General features: G+C 60.3%; 15 protein-coding genes. All 15 read left to right on the plus strand.

Annotation, left to right across the window (positions count from 1 at the left end):
* The first annotated feature begins 30 nt into the window (after positions 1–30).
* The 15 genes from LOY55_RS07520 to pseI all read left to right on the plus strand — a co-directional run bounded on the left by LOY55_RS07520 (position 31) and on the right by pseI (position 19,959).
* A complete protein-coding gene (locus tag LOY55_RS07520; RefSeq protein WP_258667843.1) occupies positions 31–3,603 on the plus strand; it encodes a glycosyltransferase in 3,573 nt (1,190 codons plus the stop codon).
* Between the two features lie 1,001 nt (positions 3,604–4,604).
* On the plus strand, positions 4,605–5,378 hold the full coding sequence (gene rfbF / locus LOY55_RS07525) for a glucose-1-phosphate cytidylyltransferase (RefSeq protein WP_046032804.1): 774 nt from the start codon (positions 4,605–4,607) through the stop codon (positions 5,376–5,378).
* On the plus strand, positions 5,360–6,442 hold the full coding sequence (rfbG, locus tag LOY55_RS07530) for a CDP-glucose 4,6-dehydratase (protein WP_223522575.1): 1,083 nt from the start codon (positions 5,360–5,362) through the stop codon (positions 6,440–6,442). The genes rfbF and rfbG overlap by 19 nt, the downstream gene beginning before the upstream one ends.
* Positions 6,439–6,999, plus strand: a complete 561-nt coding sequence (locus LOY55_RS07535; protein ID WP_109786394.1) for a dTDP-4-dehydrorhamnose 3,5-epimerase family protein — start codon at positions 6,439–6,441, stop codon at positions 6,997–6,999. The genes rfbG and LOY55_RS07535 overlap by 4 nt, the downstream gene beginning before the upstream one ends.
* Positions 6,996–8,222, plus strand: coding sequence for a class I SAM-dependent methyltransferase (locus tag LOY55_RS07540; RefSeq protein ID WP_046032807.1), 1,227 nt, complete (start codon positions 6,996–6,998; stop codon positions 8,220–8,222). Before LOY55_RS07535 ends, LOY55_RS07540 begins: the two co-directional genes overlap by 4 nt.
* The gene (locus LOY55_RS07545; RefSeq protein WP_223522576.1) at positions 8,219–9,076 is read left to right on the plus strand and encodes an NAD(P)-dependent oxidoreductase; all 858 of its coding nucleotides are present in this window, start codon (positions 8,219–8,221) and stop codon (positions 9,074–9,076) included. The genes LOY55_RS07540 and LOY55_RS07545 overlap by 4 nt, the downstream gene beginning before the upstream one ends.
* Positions 9,066–10,136 (plus strand): class I SAM-dependent methyltransferase, encoded by a 1,071-nt coding sequence (locus LOY55_RS07550; protein WP_223522577.1) that lies wholly within the window; start codon positions 9,066–9,068, stop codon positions 10,134–10,136. The genes LOY55_RS07545 and LOY55_RS07550 overlap by 11 nt, the downstream gene beginning before the upstream one ends.
* Before the next feature lie 17 nt (positions 10,137–10,153).
* Positions 10,154–10,891, plus strand: a complete 738-nt coding sequence (locus tag LOY55_RS07555; protein ID WP_007948882.1) for a cephalosporin hydroxylase family protein — start codon at positions 10,154–10,156, stop codon at positions 10,889–10,891.
* Positions 10,892–10,942: 51 nt separating this feature from the next.
* Entirely contained in the window at positions 10,943–13,876 is a 2,934-nt protein-coding gene (locus LOY55_RS07560) for a TIGR00180 family glycosyltransferase (protein WP_223522578.1), read from the plus strand.
* Positions 13,877–13,906: 30 nt separating this feature from the next.
* On the plus strand, positions 13,907–14,908 hold the full coding sequence (gene pseB, locus LOY55_RS07565) for a UDP-N-acetylglucosamine 4,6-dehydratase (inverting) (RefSeq protein ID WP_109786398.1): 1,002 nt from the start codon (positions 13,907–13,909) through the stop codon (positions 14,906–14,908).
* Positions 14,905–16,062: a UDP-4-amino-4,6-dideoxy-N-acetyl-beta-L-altrosamine transaminase gene (pseC, locus tag LOY55_RS07570; RefSeq protein WP_109786399.1), complete on the plus strand. Its 1,158-nt coding sequence runs from the start codon at positions 14,905–14,907 to the stop codon at positions 16,060–16,062. The genes pseB and pseC overlap by 4 nt, the downstream gene beginning before the upstream one ends.
* 31 nt (positions 16,063–16,093) lie before the next feature.
* Entirely contained in the window at positions 16,094–16,714 is a 621-nt protein-coding gene (locus LOY55_RS07575) for a pseudaminic acid biosynthesis-associated methylase (RefSeq protein ID WP_223522579.1), read from the plus strand.
* A complete protein-coding gene (gene pseF / locus LOY55_RS07580) occupies positions 16,711–17,412 on the plus strand; it encodes a pseudaminic acid cytidylyltransferase (RefSeq protein ID WP_223522580.1) in 702 nt (233 codons plus the stop codon). The genes LOY55_RS07575 and pseF overlap by 4 nt, the downstream gene beginning before the upstream one ends.
* Positions 17,409–18,914 (plus strand): UDP-2,4-diacetamido-2,4,6-trideoxy-beta-L-altropyranose hydrolase, encoded by a 1,506-nt coding sequence (gene pseG / locus LOY55_RS07585; protein ID WP_223522581.1) that lies wholly within the window; start codon positions 17,409–17,411, stop codon positions 18,912–18,914. The genes pseF and pseG overlap by 4 nt, the downstream gene beginning before the upstream one ends.
* On the plus strand, positions 18,907–19,959 hold the full coding sequence (pseI, locus tag LOY55_RS07590; RefSeq protein ID WP_223522582.1) for a pseudaminic acid synthase: 1,053 nt from the start codon (positions 18,907–18,909) through the stop codon (positions 19,957–19,959). The genes pseG and pseI overlap by 8 nt, the downstream gene beginning before the upstream one ends.
* Positions 19,960–19,994: the final 35 nt, after the last annotated feature.

Raw genomic sequence — 19,994 nt, forward strand, 5'->3', positions numbered from 1 at the left:
GGCAGAGGCTCGCCGCTCGAGAGTTCTGTCGTGAATCAACGCCCTCTAGTCAGTATCGTCATCCCTGCCTTCAACCCGCGCTTCTTCAGTCAGGCGCTGGAAAGCTCGCTTGCTCAAACTTACGAGAACGTTGAAATCGTCATTTGTGACGATTCGTCCTCCGCCGAGATTCAGCGCATCGTCGAGTCGTTTGCCGACCCTGCACACACCGTTCGTTACTTGCGCAACCCAAAGCGTCTGGGCCTGCAAAAGAACGTATTGCGCTGCGTCAAGGAAGCTCGAGGCGAGTTCATCAAAGTGCTGTGCGACGACGACCGTCTGTTTGCGCCGAGCATCGAGTTGCAGGCCCGGGTACTGATCGATCATCCCGAGGTCAACCTCGTTTGCGGTCTGCGCATGTTGAGCGATGCCGGTAACTTCATCCTGCCGCCGCGGCTCGATAACTGCCGTTTCACGTATGGTGATGCGTTGCTCAAGGGCGATGACATGTTGGCCATTTTCGAGAACACGACGAAGAATTTCATCGGCAACTTCAGCTCGACCCTGATGCGCCGTGCCGATGTGCTGGAAGTGTTGCCTGCGCTGGTCCAGGAAGGCACCGGTTTTGTCGCGATGCTCGATTTCGCTTTATTCGTGTGCCTGCTGCGACGCGGCAATATGGCGGCGCTCAACACGGTAATGAGCACCGAGCGTATGTACCCGGAACGTCTGAGCAAGACGTCGGAAATGGTCCGCGCCGGCGCTCAGGAACTGGAATGGTTGATTCAAATGCTCACCTCGCGAGGGGGGGAGTCGGCACCGGCCTCGGGTTGGGTGCGCATGGTTGATTTAAACAAGGCTGCTGATGAGCCTCGTCAGTGGGAAGAGTTGTGCGTGGTACGCGTGCTGGGCGGTCGCAACACCGTGGTCAACGGCCGAGTCGGCGGGCAGAGCGACAGCTATGCCGAGTTCTATCGCGAATGGCTGGCAAGCCGCCGATTTACCTCGGCGGAAACGCGGCACATGCCGCAAACAATCAGCCGCTGGGCTGTGCGTCCGAACCTGGTGCCAATCATCATCGACACCGAGTCGGATGGCGTTGCGCTGAAAGCCACGCTGGACAGCCTCGCCACTCAACTCTACGCACCGCAAGCCATCGTGGTGTTGTCCAACACGCCATTCGATGCCGCCGATAACGTGCTGCCATTGCCGCTTGAGGCAAATTGGTCGCGCCAGCTCAATGCTGTGATACCGCAGCTGGAAGGCGCGCACTGGTTCTACTTGCTGCGCGCCGGCGACACGTTGCGTGAGTCGTCACTGGTGGTGCTCGCGGAACGCATTGCCGGTACGCCGGGCATGCTCTGCGCCTACAGTGACGAAGGCGCGTTGGTGGAAGGGGAGTCCGTGGAGCCAGTGTTCAAGCCAGGCTTCAATCTCGACCTGATGCGTTCCTACCCATACGTCGGGCGCACCCTGGCGTTTGAGCGCCAGCGCTTTTTGGCGGTGGGCGGTTTCGATTCGGCTCATGGCGAATTGGCGCCGCATGATTTGCTCTGGCGGCTGGTGGAAGAGGCCGGGTTGCACACCATTGAGCACATCAGCGAGATTCAGGTGGAGTCGACACAGACCTACGCCGATTGGCTGTCGTTGCCTGAAGTGATCGAAGGCAGTGAGGCGCTGGTCAGCGCGCACCTGACCCGCATCGGTCTCGAACACCGGATTCGCGATCAAGAGTTGCCGCTGCTAAAACGCATCGATTACCTGCACACTCACCGACCTGTGGTCTCGATCATCATTGCGGCGGGCGCCTCGCTGTCCGCCTTGCAACGCTGCACGGAAAGCCTGATCGAGCAGACTACGTACGCCGAATACGAAATCCTGATTGTCGATGAAGGGCGCGGCGATTCGGCGATGGCCGATTGGCTGGGCGCGATGTCTCAGCTGGGCGCCGCGATGTTGCGAGTGCTGCCTTTTGACGGTCGTACCGGTGAAGCGTCCCTGGTCAACTTCGCAGCCAGCCAGGCGCGTGGCGAGTATCTGCTGACGCTCAACCCGCGCAGTGTGATTTGCGCCGGCGACTGGCTCGCCGAACTGCTCAACCACGCCCAGCGTCCGGAAGTCGGCGTGGTCGGCGCGCGCCTGATGAACCCCAGCGGTGCGATTGTCTCCGCCGGTTTGATTCTGGGGCTGGCCGGACCCGCCACCTCGCCGTTCCTTGGCGAACATGTCAGTGCGCGTGGCTACATGCAGCGTCTGCAAGTAGTGCAGAACTGGAGCGCGGTCAGCAGTGATTGCCTGATGGTGCGTAAAGAAGTGTTCGACAGCCTGGGTCAGTTGGATGACGCCGAATTCAATCTGGAACTCGGCGCAACTGATCTGTGCCTCAAGGCGGATAAAAACGGCTACTTGATCGTCTGGACGCCTTTTGCGAGCGTCGTGATTGGGGAGGATGCCCCGCCAGCTGCGTCGCCGGGCGATGTGCAGGCGCTGGTACTTGAACAGGAAATTTTCTACCAAAAGTGGTTGCCGAAAATATCTCGCGATCCGGCCTACAATCCGGCGCTGACACTCGGTGTGTCGAGCTTCAGTCTGGAGCCTTCGCTGCGCAATAACTGGAATCCGTTCTGCCATCGCGACCTGCCGGTGATTCTCGGGTTGCCGGTCAACGAGTCGGCGATCGGGTATTACCGCGTGACAGCACCCCTGGCGGCACTTGAGTCGGCTGGGCGAGTCATTTCACGTGTGGCCTACGAGTCGCCATCGACCGTGGAAATCGAGCGCCTGTCGCCTGACACTATTGTTTTGCAGGGGCGCTACGGGGAAGGCTCGGCGGCAGACATTCTGCGCATGAAGAAATTCTCCAACGCCTTGCGAATTTTCGAGCTGGACGACTACATCGTCAGCACGCCGAAAAAGAACACTCATGCGCGCAACAAGCCGGTCAACACCGAGCAGTTGCTGCGTGAGGGCATTGCCCAATGCGACCGCGTGGTGGTGACTACCCAGGCGCTGGCGGATGCCCTGTCGAGTATGCACAGTGAAATTCGCGTGGTGCCTAACATGCTGCCACCCGAGCCGTGGGCGACGCTGACCAGTCAACGCCGCACGTCGAAAAAACCACGGGTTGGCTGGGGTGGCGGCACCAGCCACACCGGTGATCTGGAAATCATTGCCGAGGTGGTCCGCGAGCTGGCCGATGAAGTGGAGTGGGTGTTCTTCGGCATGTGCCCGGACGCCTTGCGCCCGTACGTTCATGAGTTTTATGGCACCATCGATCTACAAAACTACCCGTACAAACTGGCGAGCCTGAATCTCGATCTGGCACTGGCGCCGCTGGAGTTCCATATCTTCAACGATTGCAAAAGTAACCTGCGGTTGTTGGAATATGGCGCGTGCGGTTATCCGGTGATTTGCACGGATACCCGTGCTTATGACGGTTTCTTGCCGTGCACCAAGATTTTGAGCAATAGCACCGATGAGTGGTTGCAGGCGATTCGCATGCATCTGGCTGATCCGGATGCCAGTTATCGCATGGGTGATCAATTGCGTGAGGCGGTGCATCGGGACTTCATGTTGCGGGGGGATAATCTTCAGCATTGGTTGTGGGGGTGGTTGCCAGACTGATTTTCTGCGTTCGGTCCGTGGGGGGCGGATCAAAATCAAAGGCTTCGTGTGTGCGCTTTGGTCTGAGTGAATATCCGTTTCTTCGGTAACGGCGGCTTATGGTTTCGCTCTTACAGCGACTCACTTTTCCAGACGCCGAAAAGTAAGCAAAAGGCTTCGCCCCGGCGTACGGCACTTCGCTAAGGCTCAGTGTTCCCTCGCTCCGGTATCCATCAGGGGGCATCGCCTACGGTCTGCTTCGCGACGACCTCCTCTCGATGTGTGCGGCTTCGCCGCACGGCGCTACGCGCCTAACCCCCTGATGAACACCTACGCTCGGCCTGCCGAAGGGGCGAAAGATCAAAAGCAGATCAAAATCAAAAGCGAGGCGGCCTATGGGCCGGCCTGAGCTCAGAGCACGCATCTCTGTGTGCAAGTGAGCCTGCTCGCGAAGCTTTTGATTTTGCCGTTGCCGTTGCCGTTGCCGTTGCCGTTGCCGTTGCCGTTGCCGTTGCTTTTGCTTTTGCTTTTGCTTTTGCTTTTGATCTTTTGCCCCTTTCCCAGAGGCCGAACGCAGGCGTTGCGTAGGGGGCACCGCGGCAAGGATGCCGCGGTAGCCGCCCCCGGCCATGGATGGCCGATGGCGGCGGGCCCCCGGAGCAATGCCGGAGTGAGGGCATGCCGAGCCTAGGCGAGGCACCGAATGGAGGGGCAAAAGCCTTTGGTTACTTTGGGCTTTTCCAAAGTGACTCGCTGTAAGAGCGAAACCGCCAGCAGCCGTAACCAAAACAACGGATATGTGCCCAATCCCAAGTTCACCTCCAACTACAAACCTTCACCCCCTCCATCAGTCGCCCACCCCAAGCAATTGGCTCACTTCCTGCAAGTCCCCCGTATATCGCCATAAATCCTTCACCTCAAAGGCGTGAAGGCCCCAGTGGCTGCGGGTTAATGATGTGCATCTGACGGTTCGCCAACCCTTGCGGGGGTGGCCAAGCCGCGTGAAGAGCAAGAGGACAGCGATGAAGGCAGTAATTCTGGCGGGTGGTCTCGGTACGCGGATCAGCGAAGAGTCGCACCTCAAGCCCAAGCCAATGATCGAAATCGGCGGCAAGCCAATTCTTTGGCACATCATGAAACAGTACTCCGCCCACGGGATTCATGACTTCGTGATTTGCCTTGGCTACAAGGGCTACGCGATCAAGGACTTCTTCGCCAACTACTTCCTGCACACCTCCGACGTCACCTTCGACATGTGCAACAACCGCATGGACGTTCACCAGAACTACAGCGAACCGTGGCGCGTGACCCTGATCGACACCGGCGAAGACACCATGACCGGTGGCCGCCTGCGTCGTGCCGCCCGTTACCTGGAAGGCGAGCAAGCGTTCTGCTTCACCTACGGCGATGGTGTCTCGGACCTGAACATTGGCGCTTTGGTGGACTTCCACCTGACCCACGGCAAGCTCGCGACCGTGACCGCCGTGCAGCCACCGGGACGCTACGGCGCCCTGGAGCGTGACGGTGACAGCGTCAAGGGCTTCATTGAAAAACCGCGCGGTGACGGTGGCTGGATCAACGGCGGCTTCTTCGTGCTGTCGCCCAAAGTGCTGCCGTACATCGCCGACGATCAAACCTCCTGGGAAGCCGAGCCCTTGGCCGCGCTGGCCAACGAACAACAGTTGCAAGCGTTCCAGCACGATGGCTTCTGGCATCCGATGGACACCCTGCGCGACAAAAACCACCTCGAGCATCTGTGGCAGAGCGGGGAGGCCCCATGGAAGCAATGGGACTGAGCCAGGACTTCTGGCGCGGCAAGCGGGTTCTGCTGACCGGCCATACCGGCTTCAAGGGCAGTTGGCTGACGTTGTGGCTGCAAAGCCTGGGTGCCGAGGTCAGCGGGTTTTCGCTGGACCCGTCCACCGAGCCCAGCCTGTTTGAACTGGCGCGCGTGCACGAAGGCATCAACGATCAGCGCGGCGACTTGCGCGACTTGGGCGCGTTGCTGGAGCTGATCGCCGAGACCCAACCGGAAATCGTCCTGCACCTGGCGGCCCAGCCGCTGGTGCGCGAAGGTTATCGTGATCCGCTGGGAACGTACTCCAGCAACGTCATGGGCACGCTCAATCTGCTCGAAGCGATCCGTCAGGTTGGCGGTGTGCGCGCCTGCGTGCTGGTGACCACCGACAAGGTCTACGCCAATCAGGAATGGGTGTGGCCGTACCGCGAAAACGAAGCGCTGGGCGGGCATGACCCTTACAGCAGTAGCAAAGCCTGCTGCGAGTTGCTGGCGCAGTCTTACGCGGCTTCGTTCTTCCCGGCTGAAAAATATGCCGAGCATGGTCTGGCCCTGGCCACGGCCCGTGCCGGCAACGTGTTGGGCGGTGGTGATTTTGCACCGGAGCGTTTGATTCCCGATGTGCTCAAGGCCTGGTCCGCTGACGAACCGGTGACCCTGCGCTACCCGCAAGCCGTGCGCCCGTGGCAGCACGCGCTGGAGCCGCTGGCCGGTTACCTGCAACTGGCGGCCGGCCTCTACGAAAATGGCCCCAAGTTTGCCGGTGCGTGGAACTTCGGCCCGAGTGAAACGGACATGTGCAGCGTCGGCGAAGTCGTCGAATTGCTCGCCGACCGCTGGCCGCAAGCCCGTGGCTTGCGCATCGAACCGAGTGAATTGCATGAGGCGGGCCTGCTGCGCCTGGACAGCAGCCGCGCACGTCAACTGTTGGCCTGGCAACCGCGCTGGTCGTTGCAGCAGTGCCTGACCCACACGCTGGACTGGCACCTGGCCTGGCAAAACGGCGACGACATGCGCGCCATCACCCTGGCTCAGTTAAACCTGTATCGGGGCGCGTTGTGAGCGAGTTTCTGTTAAAGCCATTGCCGCTGGCCGGTCTGTTCAGCGTGCAGCACAAACGCTTCGAGGATGAGCGCGGGCACTTCGCGCGCCTGTTCTGCGAAGGCAGCCTGAGCGCCTTCGGCCAGCCGTTTCATATCCGTCAGATCAACCATTCCTGCACCCGCGAGCGGGGCAGTGTGCGAGGCCTGCATTTTCAAAATGCGAGTGCGCCGGAAGCCAAGCTGATCACCTGCCTGCGTGGCGAAGTCTGGGACGTGGCGGTGGATTTGCGCCCTGATTCCGCGACCTTCCTGCACTGGCATGCCGAGCACTTGCGTGCCGGCGACGGACGCAGCTTGCTGATCCCGGCCGGTTTCGCCCACGGCTTCCAGACCCTGACTGACGATGCCGAATTGCTCTACCTGCACAGCGCCGATTACACGCCTGCGCATGAGGGTGGTTTGAGTGTGAACGATCCACGGCTGGCGATAACCTGGCCGTTGCCTGTCAATAATCTGTCGGCCCGGGATTCCAGCCATCTCTTGCTCGATGAACACTTCGCTGGAGTGCGTGTATGAACTGCCGTGGTTGCGGGACTTCCCTGGCCTTGCCGCTGATCGACCTCGGCACCTCGCCGCCGTCAAACGCTTACGTGCGTGCCGATCAACTTGAGCAAGCCGAGCAATGGGTGCCGCTCAAGGTCGCGGTCTGTCAGCAATGCTGGCTGGTGCAGACCGAGGATTACACCAGCGCCGACAGCCTGTTCGATGCTGAGTACGCCTACTTCAGTTCGTTCTCCACAACCTGGCTGGCCCATGCCGAGCGTTACGTCGCCGAGATGACTGAGCGCTTCGGCCTGACGGCGGACAGCCGCGTGGTGGAGATCGCCGCCAACGACGGTTACCTGTTGCAGTACGTCGCCGGTCGCGGCATCCCGTGCCTGGGCGTTGAGCCGACCCGCAGTACCGCGCAAGCGGCGCGGGAAAAAGGCCTGGAAATTCGTGAACTGTTCTTCGGTCGCGACACCGCATCGCAGCTGGTCAGCGAAGGCTGGTCCGCCGACCTGATGGCCGCCAACAACGTGTTGGCCCATGTCCCGGACATCAATGATTTTCTTGGCGGCTTTGCGACCCTGCTCAAGCCGACCGGTGTGGCGACGTTCGAGTTTCCGCAACTGCTGACGCTGATGGCCGGCCAGCAGTTCGACACGCTCTATCACGAACACTATTCCTACTTGTCACTGACGGCCGTGCAGACCTTGTGCGAGCGCAACGGTCTGCACGTGTTCGACGTCAGTCAGTTGTCGACCCATGGCGGGTCGCTGCGGGTTTTCGTCCAGCGTGCCGATGGCGTGCGTCGCGACGTGCAGCCAGCGGTTGCACAGCAACTGCAAGCCGAACTCACCGCCGGGGTGAAAACCGCCGAGTACTACGCGACCCTCGCGCCCGCCGCTGAACGCATCAAGCACGAACTGCTGCGCTTCCTGTTGCAGGCCAAGGCCGACGGCAAGCGTGTGGTCGGTTATGGCGCCGCCGCCAAGGGCAACACCTTGCTCAATTACGCCGGGGTCAAACCTGACTTGCTGGCGTGGGTGGCCGATGCCAACCCGCACAAGCAGGGCAAGTACTTGCCGGGCAGCCGCATTCCGATTGTGTCGCCGGCGCAGATCGATCTTGAAAAGCCCGATTACGTCCTGGTGCTGCCGTGGAACCTGCTGCACGAAGTCAGTCAGCAACTGGCGCAGGTGCGCCAGTGGGATGGCCGTTTTGTCATCGCCGTGCCTGAGTTGACCGTCCTGTGAAAGTGCTCGTGACCGGTGCCACCGGGTTTGTCGGCCGCCATGTGGTCCAGGCCTTGCTTGCTCGTGGCTGCGAAGTCCGCGCCGTGGCGCGCAACGCCGAGACCGCTGCGGATATGTCGTGGATCAATGCGGTGGAGTTCATTGCGGCGGATATTCACGCCCCGACACTGAACATCCAGGCACTGACCGATGGCGTCGATGCGCTGGTGCATCTGGCGTGGCCGGGCTTGCCGAACTATCAGGCGCTGTTTCACTTCGAGCACAACCTGATGGCCGATTACCGGTTCATCAAGGGCGCGGTGGAGGCGGGGATCTCGCAAGTATTGGTCACCGGAACGTGTTTCGAATACGGCCTGCAAAGCGGCCCGCTCAGCGAGCAAACCGCACCGCAACCCAGCAACCCTTACGGGTTGGCAAAAAATACGCTGCGTGTGTTTTTGCAAAACCTGCAGCAGGCTCAACCGTTCACCCTGCAATGGGCTCGGTTGTTTTACCTGCATGGCGAGGGGCAAAACCCCAACAGTTTGCTGGCGGCACTGGACCGGGCAATCGATGCCGGTGACGAGCGTTTCAACATGTCGGCCGGCGAGCAGTTGCGTGATTACCTGGCGATTGAAACCGCTGCCGGTTACCTCGCCGCGATCCTGCAACAGCGCAAATTCGATGGCGTAATCAATTGCGCCAGCGGCCAGCCGATTTCGGTGCGGGCGCTGGTTGAGCAACGGCTACAGGCGCGTGGTTCATCGATCCGGTTGAACCTCGGTCATTACCCATACCCGACTCACGAACCGATGGCGTTCTGGGGCGTGACGGACCGTTTGCAACAGCTACTGGGAGCAGAGCATGAGGCATGAGTTGTATCGGGTCGCCGACCTGCCGGTGTTGCAAAACCGCACCTTCGCCGACCCCGCGTCAGCCAGGGCTTCGGCCAGCGCCGACATGCTGCTGGTGCAGGACGAAAAGAGCGGGTTGATCTTCAATCAGGCCTTTAACGCCAACAAGCTCAGCTACGACGCCGACTATCAGAACGAGCAGGCGCATTCGGGCCAGTTCCAGAAGCACTTGAACGATGTCGAGGGCATCATTGCCCGCCACTTCAAAGGCCGGGAACTGATCGAAGTCGGTTGCGGCAAGGGCTACTTCCTTGAACTGCTCAAAGGCCTGGGCTACGCCATCACCGGCATCGACCCGGCCTATGAAGGCAGCAACGCCGACGTGATCAAGGCTCCGTTCACCCGTGGCCTCGGTCTGGCGGCGGACGCCATCGTGCTGCGCCATGTACTGGAACACATTCAGGACCCGGTGAGTTTCCTCGCCGAGATCGCCGACGCCAATCAGGGCGGGCAGATCTACATCGAAGTGCCGTGCTTCGACTGGATCCTGGAGCACAAAGCCTGGTTCGACCTGTTCTACGAGCACGTCAATTATTTCCGCCTCGATGACCTGCGCCGGATGTTCGGCACCGTGCACGAGGCCGGCCATCTTTTCGGTGGCCAGTACCTGTACATCGTTGCAGACCTTGCAACCTTGCGCCTGACCCCGGAACAACCGGTGCCACGCCTGGACCTGCCTGACGGTTTCACCGCGAGCCTTGAGCGTGCGGTGCAGATTGTTCAAGGCGCGCCGCAGCAAGGTTCGGCGATCTGGGGCGCGTCATCCAAAGGCGTGATCTATTCGCTGTTCCTGCAACGGGCCGGCGTGGCGGTGGACCGCGTGGTGGATATCAACCCGGCCAAACAGGGCCGGTATCTGCCCCTCAGTGGCGCGCGGGTTTCCTCACCGCAAGAGGCCATGGATGCACTGCCCGAAGGCGCCAACCTGTTTGTAATGAATTCCAACTACCTCGAAGAGATCAAGCGGATGACCGGTGGACGCTACGTCTATCACGCCGTCGACAGCGCTTCGTTCCAGTGACTATTGAGATTAGAAAAATGACTGACAACACCATCAATAAAGCCTTCGAAGCCGAATGCGCAGAACAAATCGCCGCTCAGGGCGACGACCAGAAACTCACCGGCCTGGCCCAGGATTTCTTCAATCAGTCGGCCAAGCACAAGTACAGCTACCACTTCTCGTGGATGGGCCGTCCGATCATCCAGTTGCCGCAAGACATGATGGCCATGCAGGAAATCATCTGGCAGGTCAAACCAGACCTGGTGATTGAATGCGGCATCGCTCACGGCGGTTCGATCATCTACTACGCCTCGTTGCTGGAACTGCAAGGTCACGGCGAAGTGCTGGGCATTGACCTCGACATTCGCCCGCACAACCGCGAAGCCATCGAAAGCCACCCGATGAGCAAGCGCATCAAGATGATTGAAGGTTCGAGCATCGACGCCGGCATCGCCGCGCAAGTCCGCGCTGCCGCCGAAGGCAAGAAAGTCATTCTGGTCCTCGATTCCAACCACACCCACGATCACGTGCTCGAAGAGCTGCGCCTGTACGCACCACTGGTGTCGGTGGACAGCTACTGCGTGGTCATGGACACCGTGGTTGAAGACATGCCGGCCGACTTCTTCCCGGACCGTCCATGGGGCCCGGGCGACAACCCGAAAACCGCGGTATGGAAATACCTGGAAGAAAACGCTGACTTCGAAATCGACCGTCAGTTGCAGAACAAACTGCTGATCACCGTGGCGCCGGACGGCTACCTGCGTCGCGTTCGTTAATCACTATTGAAAGTAGGTTCTCGGCGTCTGGCCGGTTGTGGGGATAGAAATATGCGCGTTCAAAACACTGCTCGAAATGATGTGGCACCGCTGAATGAACGATTGACGGTGGTGGTGATTTCCCACAACCGCAACGCCTACCTGCGGCGCACCTTGCAGTATTACAGCAGCTATCCCTGCCAGATCCTGGTGCTGGACTCTTCGCTGAAAATCGACGAGAACATCGCCCGTGATTACCCTATGGTTGATTACCGGCATCTGCCGCAATTCACCTATACCGGGTTGCAGGAAAAACTCGCCTTTGGCGTCAATCAGGTCACTACACCGTACATGGTGCTGTCGGCCGACGATGATTTCCTGATTCACGACGCGGTGACCGAGTCCCTGGAGTTTCTGGAAGACAACGCCGACTACGGCATGTGCCACGGCTACGGGATCATGTACCTGGCGCGCGCCACGCAAGTGGATTATTTCCGCCGTGACCGCAAGGGGCCGGAAGATTACTGCTCGGATAACGCCGAAGAGCGCCTGATGCAATTCATGGGGCACTTCCTGCCGCCGTTCTACGCGGTCAGCCGTACCGAGTTGCTGCAGGACTGGCACAACACGTTACTGCCGGGCACCAGCTTCGAGTGGCAGGAAATCGGGCATGCCTATTACATGCTCGCGCGTGCCAAGGCGCGGATCCTGCCGATTCCGTTCGCTGTGCGGGAAATCACTTACGGTGCCACGGAGCACAACACCAACGTACTGACGGTGTTGACGTTCAAGGACGCCAAAACCGTTGCCGACCGCGAGCGCTTTGCCGAGTTTCTGGCGTCGCTACCGACCGGTATGAGCCACAAGACTCTGGCTGAGGGCAAGCAGGTTGCGCTGGACAGTTTCGCCACCATGGCTGACTGCCTGAGTAACACCCGCTCGCTCAAGGGAACGGCCATTTTCAATTCGGCCTGGCATAAAGCCGGCGAAGAGCCGGAGCGTCTGTTTGGTCAACTGCAATTTGTCGAGATGCCGTTCTATAACCAGCCGGTTTTCGATCTGCTGACTGAGTTCGAATTCCTTCTGCACACCATGCCTGCCGCCAATTATCAGTTGCAGGAACTGGAAGGCATTTTGCTCAAACAGCATGAGTTGATGCGCGTTCATCCCAACGACAACGAGCGCACTTTGCGCAGTCGTTTGTGGGAGGCCTTGAGCCTCTATGCGTTCAACCGCACGGTGGTTTCGCGTCTGGTCGAGTCGCTCAAGGGCACAGAAGAAGCGGAAGAAGGCCTCAAGCTGCAAGCCTGGGCAGACCGTCTGGCGTCGGTGCCGGCACAGGACGAACAATCGTTGTTCGAAAACATGCCGTCCGGGCGTCTGCTGAACTGGCTGGAGGCTCGCAACCCGGATGCCAAACAGCTCAAAGTGATTGCGGCGCAGCTGCGCAAACGTAATGGTGGCCCGCAGTTCGGCATCATGCTGTTGGATCTCGATGCGGACATGGTCAAGTTGCAGGCCACCTTCGACAGTCTGGCCGGAGGTCACTGCAAGGCGTTCAAAGTCGTGGTGTTCACCACCGGCGATTTGCCGGCGACCACCACGTCGCGTGACACTGTGCACTTCGTCAAAGTCACGGCCAACAACTACGTCGAACGCCTCAACCAGAGCGTTAACCAGTCCACCGCCGACTGGCTGGTACTGGCCGAGGCTGGTGATCAGTTCACCGCCAGTGGCCTGCTGCGCGCCAGCCTCGAACTGATGGGTGCCGAAGGCGTTCGTGCGGTGGCGATGGACGAAATCCAGCGCCAGGACAATGGTTCCCTGGCGGATGTGTTCCGTCCGGGCGTCAATCTTGATCTGCTGCAAACCGTGCCGTCGATGATGGCCCGGCACTGGTTGATCCAGCGTGACGTGTTGGTGGGCGCCGGTGGCTACTCGGCTGAATACATGTCGGCGCTGGAGTTCGACCTGCTGTTGCGCCTGATCGAAGACGGCGGGCTCGGTGGCCTGGCGCATCTGGCTGAGCCGCTGCTGATCTGCAATGCACCGTCCGCAGAGGAAAACCCTCACGAGCGTCAAACCCTGACCCGACACCTGACGGCCCGCGGCTACCGCGGTCAAGTCAGCTCCGAGCTGGCGCAGACCTGGCAGATCGATTACCAGCACAGCGAGCGGCCAAAGGTCTCGATCATCCTGCACAGCCAGGACAATTTGGAGACGCTGCAACGCGCCGTGGTCAGCGTGCTGCAACGTACCCGTTACCAGCAGCACGAAATTCTGATCGCCGACAATCACAGTCAGTCCGAAGAACTGGCAGCCTGGCTGTCCAGCCTGGACGGCAAGAGTGATCGCTTGCGCATATTGCGCACCGGTGAACGTCTGAGCGCCTCGGCGCTGCACAACTTCGCGGTCGCTGAAGCCAAGGGCAAGTATGTGGTGTTGATGTCGGCCCAGGTTGAAGTGGTCAACTCCAACTGGCTCGACAGTTTGCTGAACCAGGCCCAGCGTCCGGAAGTCGGGATCGTAGGTGCCAAACTGATGGATTTCCGTGGCGTTACCACGCAAGGCGGTCTGGTGCTGGGCTTCAATGGTGTGGTCGGTTCGATGTTTATCGGTGAGCGCAAAGATGCCAAGGGCTACATGAACGGTCACCTGGTCGAGCAGAACTACTCGGCCGTGTCCGGGGCTTGCATGATGATTCGCAAGGATCTGTATGAAGCCGTCGGTGGGCTGGACGAAGAACATTTCGATGAAGCGTTTGCCGACATCGACCTGTGCCTGAAAGCCGCAGACGCCGGTTACCTGATTGTCTGGTGCCCTCAAGCCCAGATGCTGCACCCGGGCCTGTTGCCGGATGCACCGCAAACGGCTGCCGCCCTGCAAGACAAGTGGCGCGCACGCTTCACCCAGGATGTGGCGTACAACCAGAACCTGGCCTTGACCGGCAAGGGCTTTACCCTCGGCGCAGCGTCCAGTGTGAACTGGGCGCAGTTGCTCGCTTAAGCCTGGCTGACAGGTACAAGGACTCAAGGCATGTTTAACGGTAAATCGATTTTCATCTCCGGCGGCACCGGCTCGTTCGGACGCAATTTCATCCGTCGCCTGCTGGAGCAATACCAGCCCAAGCGCGTCGTCGTGTTCTCGCGCGACGAGCTCAAGCAGTACGAAATGCAGCAGACGTTCAATGCCCCGTGCATGCGCTACTTCCTGGGTGACGTGCGCGACGCCGACCGTTTGCGCCAGGCCATGCGCGGCATCGATTACGTGGTGCATGCCGCCGCCCTGAAACAAGTGCCGGCAGCCGAGTACAACCCGACCGAGTGCATCCGCACCAACGTCAACGGCGCAGAAAACATCATCGCCGCAGCGATCGATAACGGCGTGAAAAAAGTCGTGGCGTTGTCCACGGACAAGGCGGCCAGCCCGATCAACCTGTACGGCGCGACCAAGTTGCTGTCGGACAAACTGTTCGTTGCGGCCAACAACATTGCCGGCGAACAGCAAACCCGGTTCGCCGTGGTTCGCTACGGCAACGTTGCCGGTTCGCGGGGCTCGGTGGTGCCGTTTTTCAGCAAGCTGATCAACGAAGGCGCAACCGAACTGCCGATCACCGATGAGCGCATGACCCGCTTCTGGATCACCCTGGATCACGGCGTGCAGTTTGTACTCGACAGCTTCGCGCGCATGCACGGTGGTGAAGTGTTCGTGCCGAAGATCCCGTCGATCCGCATTGTCGATCTGGCGCTGGGCATGGCTGAACACTTGCCGCACAAGCACGTCGGGATTCGACCGGGTGAAAAACTCCACGAGCTGATGGTGCCGCTGGACGACGCGCGGATGACCCTGGAATTCGCCGACCACTACACGATTCAGCCATCAGTGCGCTTCACCAGCGTCGATGTGGATTTTGCCGTGGACAAGCTGGGTGAGCAGGGCAAGCCCGTGAGCGAAGACTTCGAGTACCGCTCTGACACCAATCCACATTTCTTGTCCGTGGGCCAGATCGCTGACCTGCACGCAGAGCTGCCGGCATGATTCCCTACGGTCGGCAAAGCCTCGATCAGGCAGACATCGACGCGGTGGTTGCCGTGTTGCAGTCTGACTGGCTCACGCAAGGGCCGACCATCGAGCGTTTCGAGCAGGCCATGGCCGAACGTTGCCAGGCCGATTTTGCCGTCGCGGTGTGCAACGCCACAGCGGCGCTGCACATTGCCTGTCTGGCGGCAGGGCTTGGGCCGGGTGACCGTTTGTGGACCACGCCGAACACCTTTTTGGCCTCGGCCAACTGCGGCCGTTATTGCGGTGCGGAGGTGGATTTCGTCGACATTGATCCGCTGACCTGGAACCTTGACACCCACGCCCTGAAAGCGAAGCTGGAAACCGCTGAAGAGAACAATACGCTGCCTAAAGTGCTGGTGGCGGTAGCGTTCTCGGGTCAAAGCTGTGACATGCGTATGATCGCCGAACTGGCTGAGCGCTACGGTTTTACGGTCATCGAAGACGCTTCCCACGCGGTCGGCGCTTCCTACGCCGGGCGCCCGGTGGGCTGTGGTGAGTTTGCCGCCATGACGGTGTTCAGCTTCCATCCGGTCAAGATCATCACCAGTGCCGAAGGTGGCATGGTGCTGACCAATCGGCCGGAACTGGCCGAACGCTTGCAGCGTCTGCGCAGCCACGGCATGACCCGCGACCCGCAGCATATGACCGAGCCCAGCCACGGCCCCTGGTATTACCAACAAGTGGAACTGGGCTTCAATTACCGAATCACGGACCTGCAAGCAGCGCTGGGTTTGTCTCAGTTGAGCAAGCTCGACGGGTTTATCGAGCGTCGTCGTGAACTGGTGGCGCGTTATGAGCGTTTGCTGGCGCACCTGCCGCTGACCTTGCCCGGTATTCAGCCTGAGGCCGAGTCCGCATGGCATCTGTACGTCGTTCGCTTGCAGACAGATCGGATCAGTCTCAGCCATCGCCAAGTGTTCGAAGGGTTGCGAGCGGCCGGGGTTGGTGTGAACCTGCACTACATACCCGTGCATTTGCAGCCGTACTATCGTGACCTTGGATTTGCCGAGGGTGACTTCCCGCAAGCGGAGCGTTATTACGCCGAGGCCATCAGCCTGCCGCTGTTCCCCTTGCTAAGCGATGAGCAGCAAGATTATGTGGTCGAGCAATTGCGACGATTGACTGAGTAAACACTGCGAAAGCGGCTGATGAGAATGTGTGATGCGTGGACTGACCGAGCAGGAAAAATTCTGGCAGGGCGATTTTGGTAACCAGTACGTTGACCGCAACGTCGGGCAGCCGCTGGTGGCGGCTAACCTGGCGCTGTTTGCCAAGGCACTGACCCGGGCCGGGCGGATCGACAGCCTGGTGGAGTTGGGCACCAATGCCGGCAACAATTTGCAGGCGCTGCGTCAACTGTTGCCCCGGTGCGAGCTGTTTGGTGTGGAGATCAATGCCAGCGCCTGCACCCAGGCCCAGGCGTTGGACATTGCGCAGATCTGGCATGGATCGCTGTTCGACTTCCCCCGGACACGCCGCTATGACCTGACCTTGAGCAAGGGCGTGCTGATTCACTTGGCGCCCGAGCTGCTGTCCGCCGCCTATGCACAGTTGTATGAACTGAGCGAGCGTTACATCCTGATCGCGGAGTACTACAACCCGGCACCGGTGGAGGTGTCTTATCGCGGCAACAGCGGCAAGCTGTTCAAGCGCGATTTCGCCGGTGAAATGCTTGATCGCTACAGCGACCTGCAATTGCTCGACTACGGTTTTGGCTATCATCGCGACCCGCAATTCCCGGTGGATGACATCACTTGGTTTCTTCTGGAAAAACGTCCTTGAACAGCGTCGCGATCATCCCGGCCCGAGGCGGCAGCAAGCGTATCCCGCGCAAGAACCTCAAGCCGTTCGATGGCGTTCCGATGATTGCCCGCTCGATTCAAACCGCGCTCGATTCCGGTTTGTTCACTCAAGTCGTGGTCAGCACTGACGACGAGGAGATTGCCGAGCTGGCCCTGGCGTGCGGCGCTCAGGTGCCATTCATGCGGCCCGCAGAACTGGCTGATGACTACACCGGCACGGCGGCGGTGATTGCTCATGCCTTGCAAGCGTTACAGGGCCTGGATTTTGATTTTGCCTGTTGCATCTACGCCACTGCGCCACTGCTGCAAGCCCGGTTTTTGCAACAAGGGCTGGCGCTTCTGCAGCAGCACCCGGCCAAGTCTTTCGCGTTTTCGGTGTGCGATTTCGGTTTCCCGGTACAGCGTGCTTTAACCGTCGACGACCAAGGGGCCTTGACCGCGTTGTACCCAGAGTTTCGCAACGCCCGTTCCCAGGACTTGCCGCCGGCCTATCAGGACGCCGGCCAGTTCTACTGGGGCCGCCGCGAGGCATGGTTGCGGGGCGACACCTTGTACTCGCCACAAAGCCTGCCGGTGATTCTGCCACGCTATCTGGTGCAGGACATCGACACCCCTGAAGACTGGAAACGCGCCGAATATTTGTACGCCGCGTTGAAAGCCGGCGGTGAATTGCAATGAGAGTGCTGATTCGTTCCGACGCCTCGCCGACTATTGGCAGCGGGCATATCGCCCGTTTGTTGCCACTGGCCAGAACCTTGCGCAAGCAAGGGGTGTACGTGGCGTTTGCGTGCCGGCGGCTGCCGGGACATCGGTTGGACATGCTGGCTGGCGAAGGCTTCGAAACCTTTGCGCTGCCCGATCGTTATCCCGATGAAGACCCGCAGCAAGCCATCGAGTCCATGCTGCCGTGGCAGGCCGACATCGACGCGTTGGCGCAGGCACTGGAAAACCAGGCGGTATTCGACTGGATCGTCGTCGATCACTATGGCCTCGACCATCACTGGCAGCGCGCAGCACGGCGCTGGGCGCCCCGGATTGCGGCCGTGGATGACCTCGCGACGCGCACCTACGATGTCGATCTGCTGCTCAATCAAAACCTGTCCGGTACACCTGAGGCTTACGCCTCGCTGCTATCGCCCGGTTGCCAGGCCTTGCTCGGCCCACGGTTTGCGATGCTGCGCGAAGAATTCAGCTGCCCGGCCATCGAGATCAAACCGCAGGCCAAACGCGTGCTGGTGAACTTCGGTGGTTTCGATGCCGCCATGCAGACTCACCATGCGATGTTGGCGCTGACGGATTTCCATGACTTGGAAGTCGATTTTGTTGCCGGTGCCGATAACCCGGCCTGGGAGCCAATGCAGGCGCTGGCGGCCAAGCGTCCGAACTGGCGATTGCACAGTTTCGTCCGCGACTTCTATCGGTTGATGACCGAAGCGGACCTGTTTATCGGAGCCGGTGGCGGCACCAGTTGGGAGCGGGCGGCCCTGGGGCTCCCGACGATTTGCATTGCCGTGTCGAATAATCAGCAGGCCAACGGCGAGGTGATGGCGACGGCGGGCGCCCATGTCTATCTGGGGCCTCGCGAGCAGGTCAGCGTTGAACAGTTGCGTCAGGCCATTGGCTTTGTCGCTGGCAATCAGGGGCTGCGCCAGAGTCTCGCGCAACATTCCCGGCAACTGGTCGATGGCCGGGGCGCGCAACGCGTGGCTGCCGCATTGGCCGGTGCTGTTTTGCAGATGCGCCCGGCGACACCGGCCGATGCCCGGTTGCTGTTCGAGGGGCGCAATGCCGAGGCCGTGCGACGCTGGTCGCTGGAGACCGGGGTCATCGACTGGCAATCGCATCAAAACTGGCTGACCGCCAGCTTGAGCAACGCCCAGCGCTTGTTGTTGATCGCCGAGGCGGATGACGGCCCGGTGGGTGTGCTGCGATATGACCGGCGCGGCGTTGAAGCCGAAGTTTCGATTTATCTGTTTGAAGGCCGTTTCGGGCTGGGCTGGGGCAGGGCGCTGCTGGCGCGGGGCGAAACGTTTGTGAAGGCCCACTGGCCGCAATTGCAGGTGATTACCGCCCAGGTAGTGCCGACCAATCAGCCGTCGCTGAAAGTCTTTCGCGAAGCCGGTTTTACCCAGAGTGCCTGCGCGTTTACGCGCGTATTGAAGGATCACTGCAATGACTAGTTTCAAGATCGGCAACCGCTTGATCGGTGCGGATGCGCCACCCTTCATCATCGCTGAGATGAGTGGTAACCATAACCAGTCGCTGGACATGGCCTTACGCATCGTCGAAGCGGCGGCCAAGGCCGGCGCCCATGCCTTGAAACTGCAAACCTACACCGCTGAAACCATGACCCTGGATTTATCGGAAGGCGAGTTCTTCATCAAGGATCCAAACAGCCTGTGGGCTGGTTCTTCGTTGTATGCGTTGTACGAGAAGGCGCATACGCCGTGGGAATGGCATGCGCCGATTTTCGCCCGGGCCAAAGAGCTGGGGATGCTGGCCTTCTCCACGCCGTTTGATGACACCGCCGTCGACTTCCTTGAAAGCCTCGATGTGCCAGCGTACAAAATCGCCAGTTTTGAAAACACTGACCTGCCGCTGATTCGCCGGGTGGCCGCCACTGGCAAGCCATTGATCATCTCCACCGGCATGGCCAGCATCGCCGAGCTCGATGAAACCGTGCGTGCCGCCCGCGAGGCCGGTTGCAAGGACCTGATTCTGCTCAAGTGCACCAGCACGTATCCGGCGACACCGGCCAACAGCAACGTGCGCACGATTCCTCATCTGCGCGAATTGTTCGGTTGCCAGATCGGTTTGTCCGATCACTCCATGGGTGTCGGGGTGTCCGTGGCGGCGGTGGCGCTGGGGGCGACAGTGGTGGAGAAACATTTCACCCTCGACCGCGCGGCCGGTGGCGTAGACGCGAGTTTCTCGCTGGAACCGGCCGAACTCGAAAGCCTGGTGATCGAAACGGAACGCGCCTGGCAGGCGATGGGGCAGGTGCATTACGGCGTGACTGACGCCGAGCGCAAATCGCTGGTGTACCGCCGATCGCTGTATGTCACCCAGGACATGGCCGCCGGCGAGCCATTCACCACAGCCAACCTGCGAGCCATCCGTCCTGGCCTGGGGCTGGCCCCCAAACACGCTGAAACCCTTCTGGGCCGCCGCGCCCGCCACGCCATCACGCGTGGAACCCCGCTGGATTGGTCGCTGGTCGAATAACAGCTTATCGGGTTGATTCGGCAAATTAGCGTGAC

The sequence above is a fragment of the Pseudomonas sp. B21-040 genome (genome assembly GCF_024748695.1).
Taxonomy (GTDB): domain Bacteria; phylum Pseudomonadota; class Gammaproteobacteria; order Pseudomonadales; family Pseudomonadaceae; genus Aquipseudomonas.

Coding starts and splice junctions, on each gene's coding strand:
- pseG (WP_223522581.1), top strand. CDS start 17,409: ATGAGAGTGCTGATTCGTTCCGACGCCTCGCCGACTATTGGCAGCGGG.
- LOY55_RS07555 (WP_007948882.1), top strand. CDS start 10,154: ATGACTGACAACACCATCAATAAAGCCTTCGAAGCCGAATGCGCAGAA.
- LOY55_RS07540 (WP_046032807.1), top strand. CDS start 6,996: ATGAACTGCCGTGGTTGCGGGACTTCCCTGGCCTTGCCGCTGATCGAC.
- pseB (WP_109786398.1), top strand. CDS start 13,907: ATGTTTAACGGTAAATCGATTTTCATCTCCGGCGGCACCGGCTCGTTC.
- LOY55_RS07560 (WP_223522578.1), top strand. CDS start 10,943: ATGCGCGTTCAAAACACTGCTCGAAATGATGTGGCACCGCTGAATGAA.
- LOY55_RS07575 (WP_223522579.1), top strand. CDS start 16,094: ATGCGTGGACTGACCGAGCAGGAAAAATTCTGGCAGGGCGATTTTGGT.
- rfbG (WP_223522575.1), top strand. CDS start 5,360: ATGGAAGCAATGGGACTGAGCCAGGACTTCTGGCGCGGCAAGCGGGTT.
- LOY55_RS07550 (WP_223522577.1), top strand. CDS start 9,066: ATGAGGCATGAGTTGTATCGGGTCGCCGACCTGCCGGTGTTGCAAAAC.
- pseI (WP_223522582.1), top strand. CDS start 18,907: ATGACTAGTTTCAAGATCGGCAACCGCTTGATCGGTGCGGATGCGCCA.
- rfbF (WP_046032804.1), top strand. CDS start 4,605: ATGAAGGCAGTAATTCTGGCGGGTGGTCTCGGTACGCGGATCAGCGAA.
- pseC (WP_109786399.1), top strand. CDS start 14,905: ATGATTCCCTACGGTCGGCAAAGCCTCGATCAGGCAGACATCGACGCG.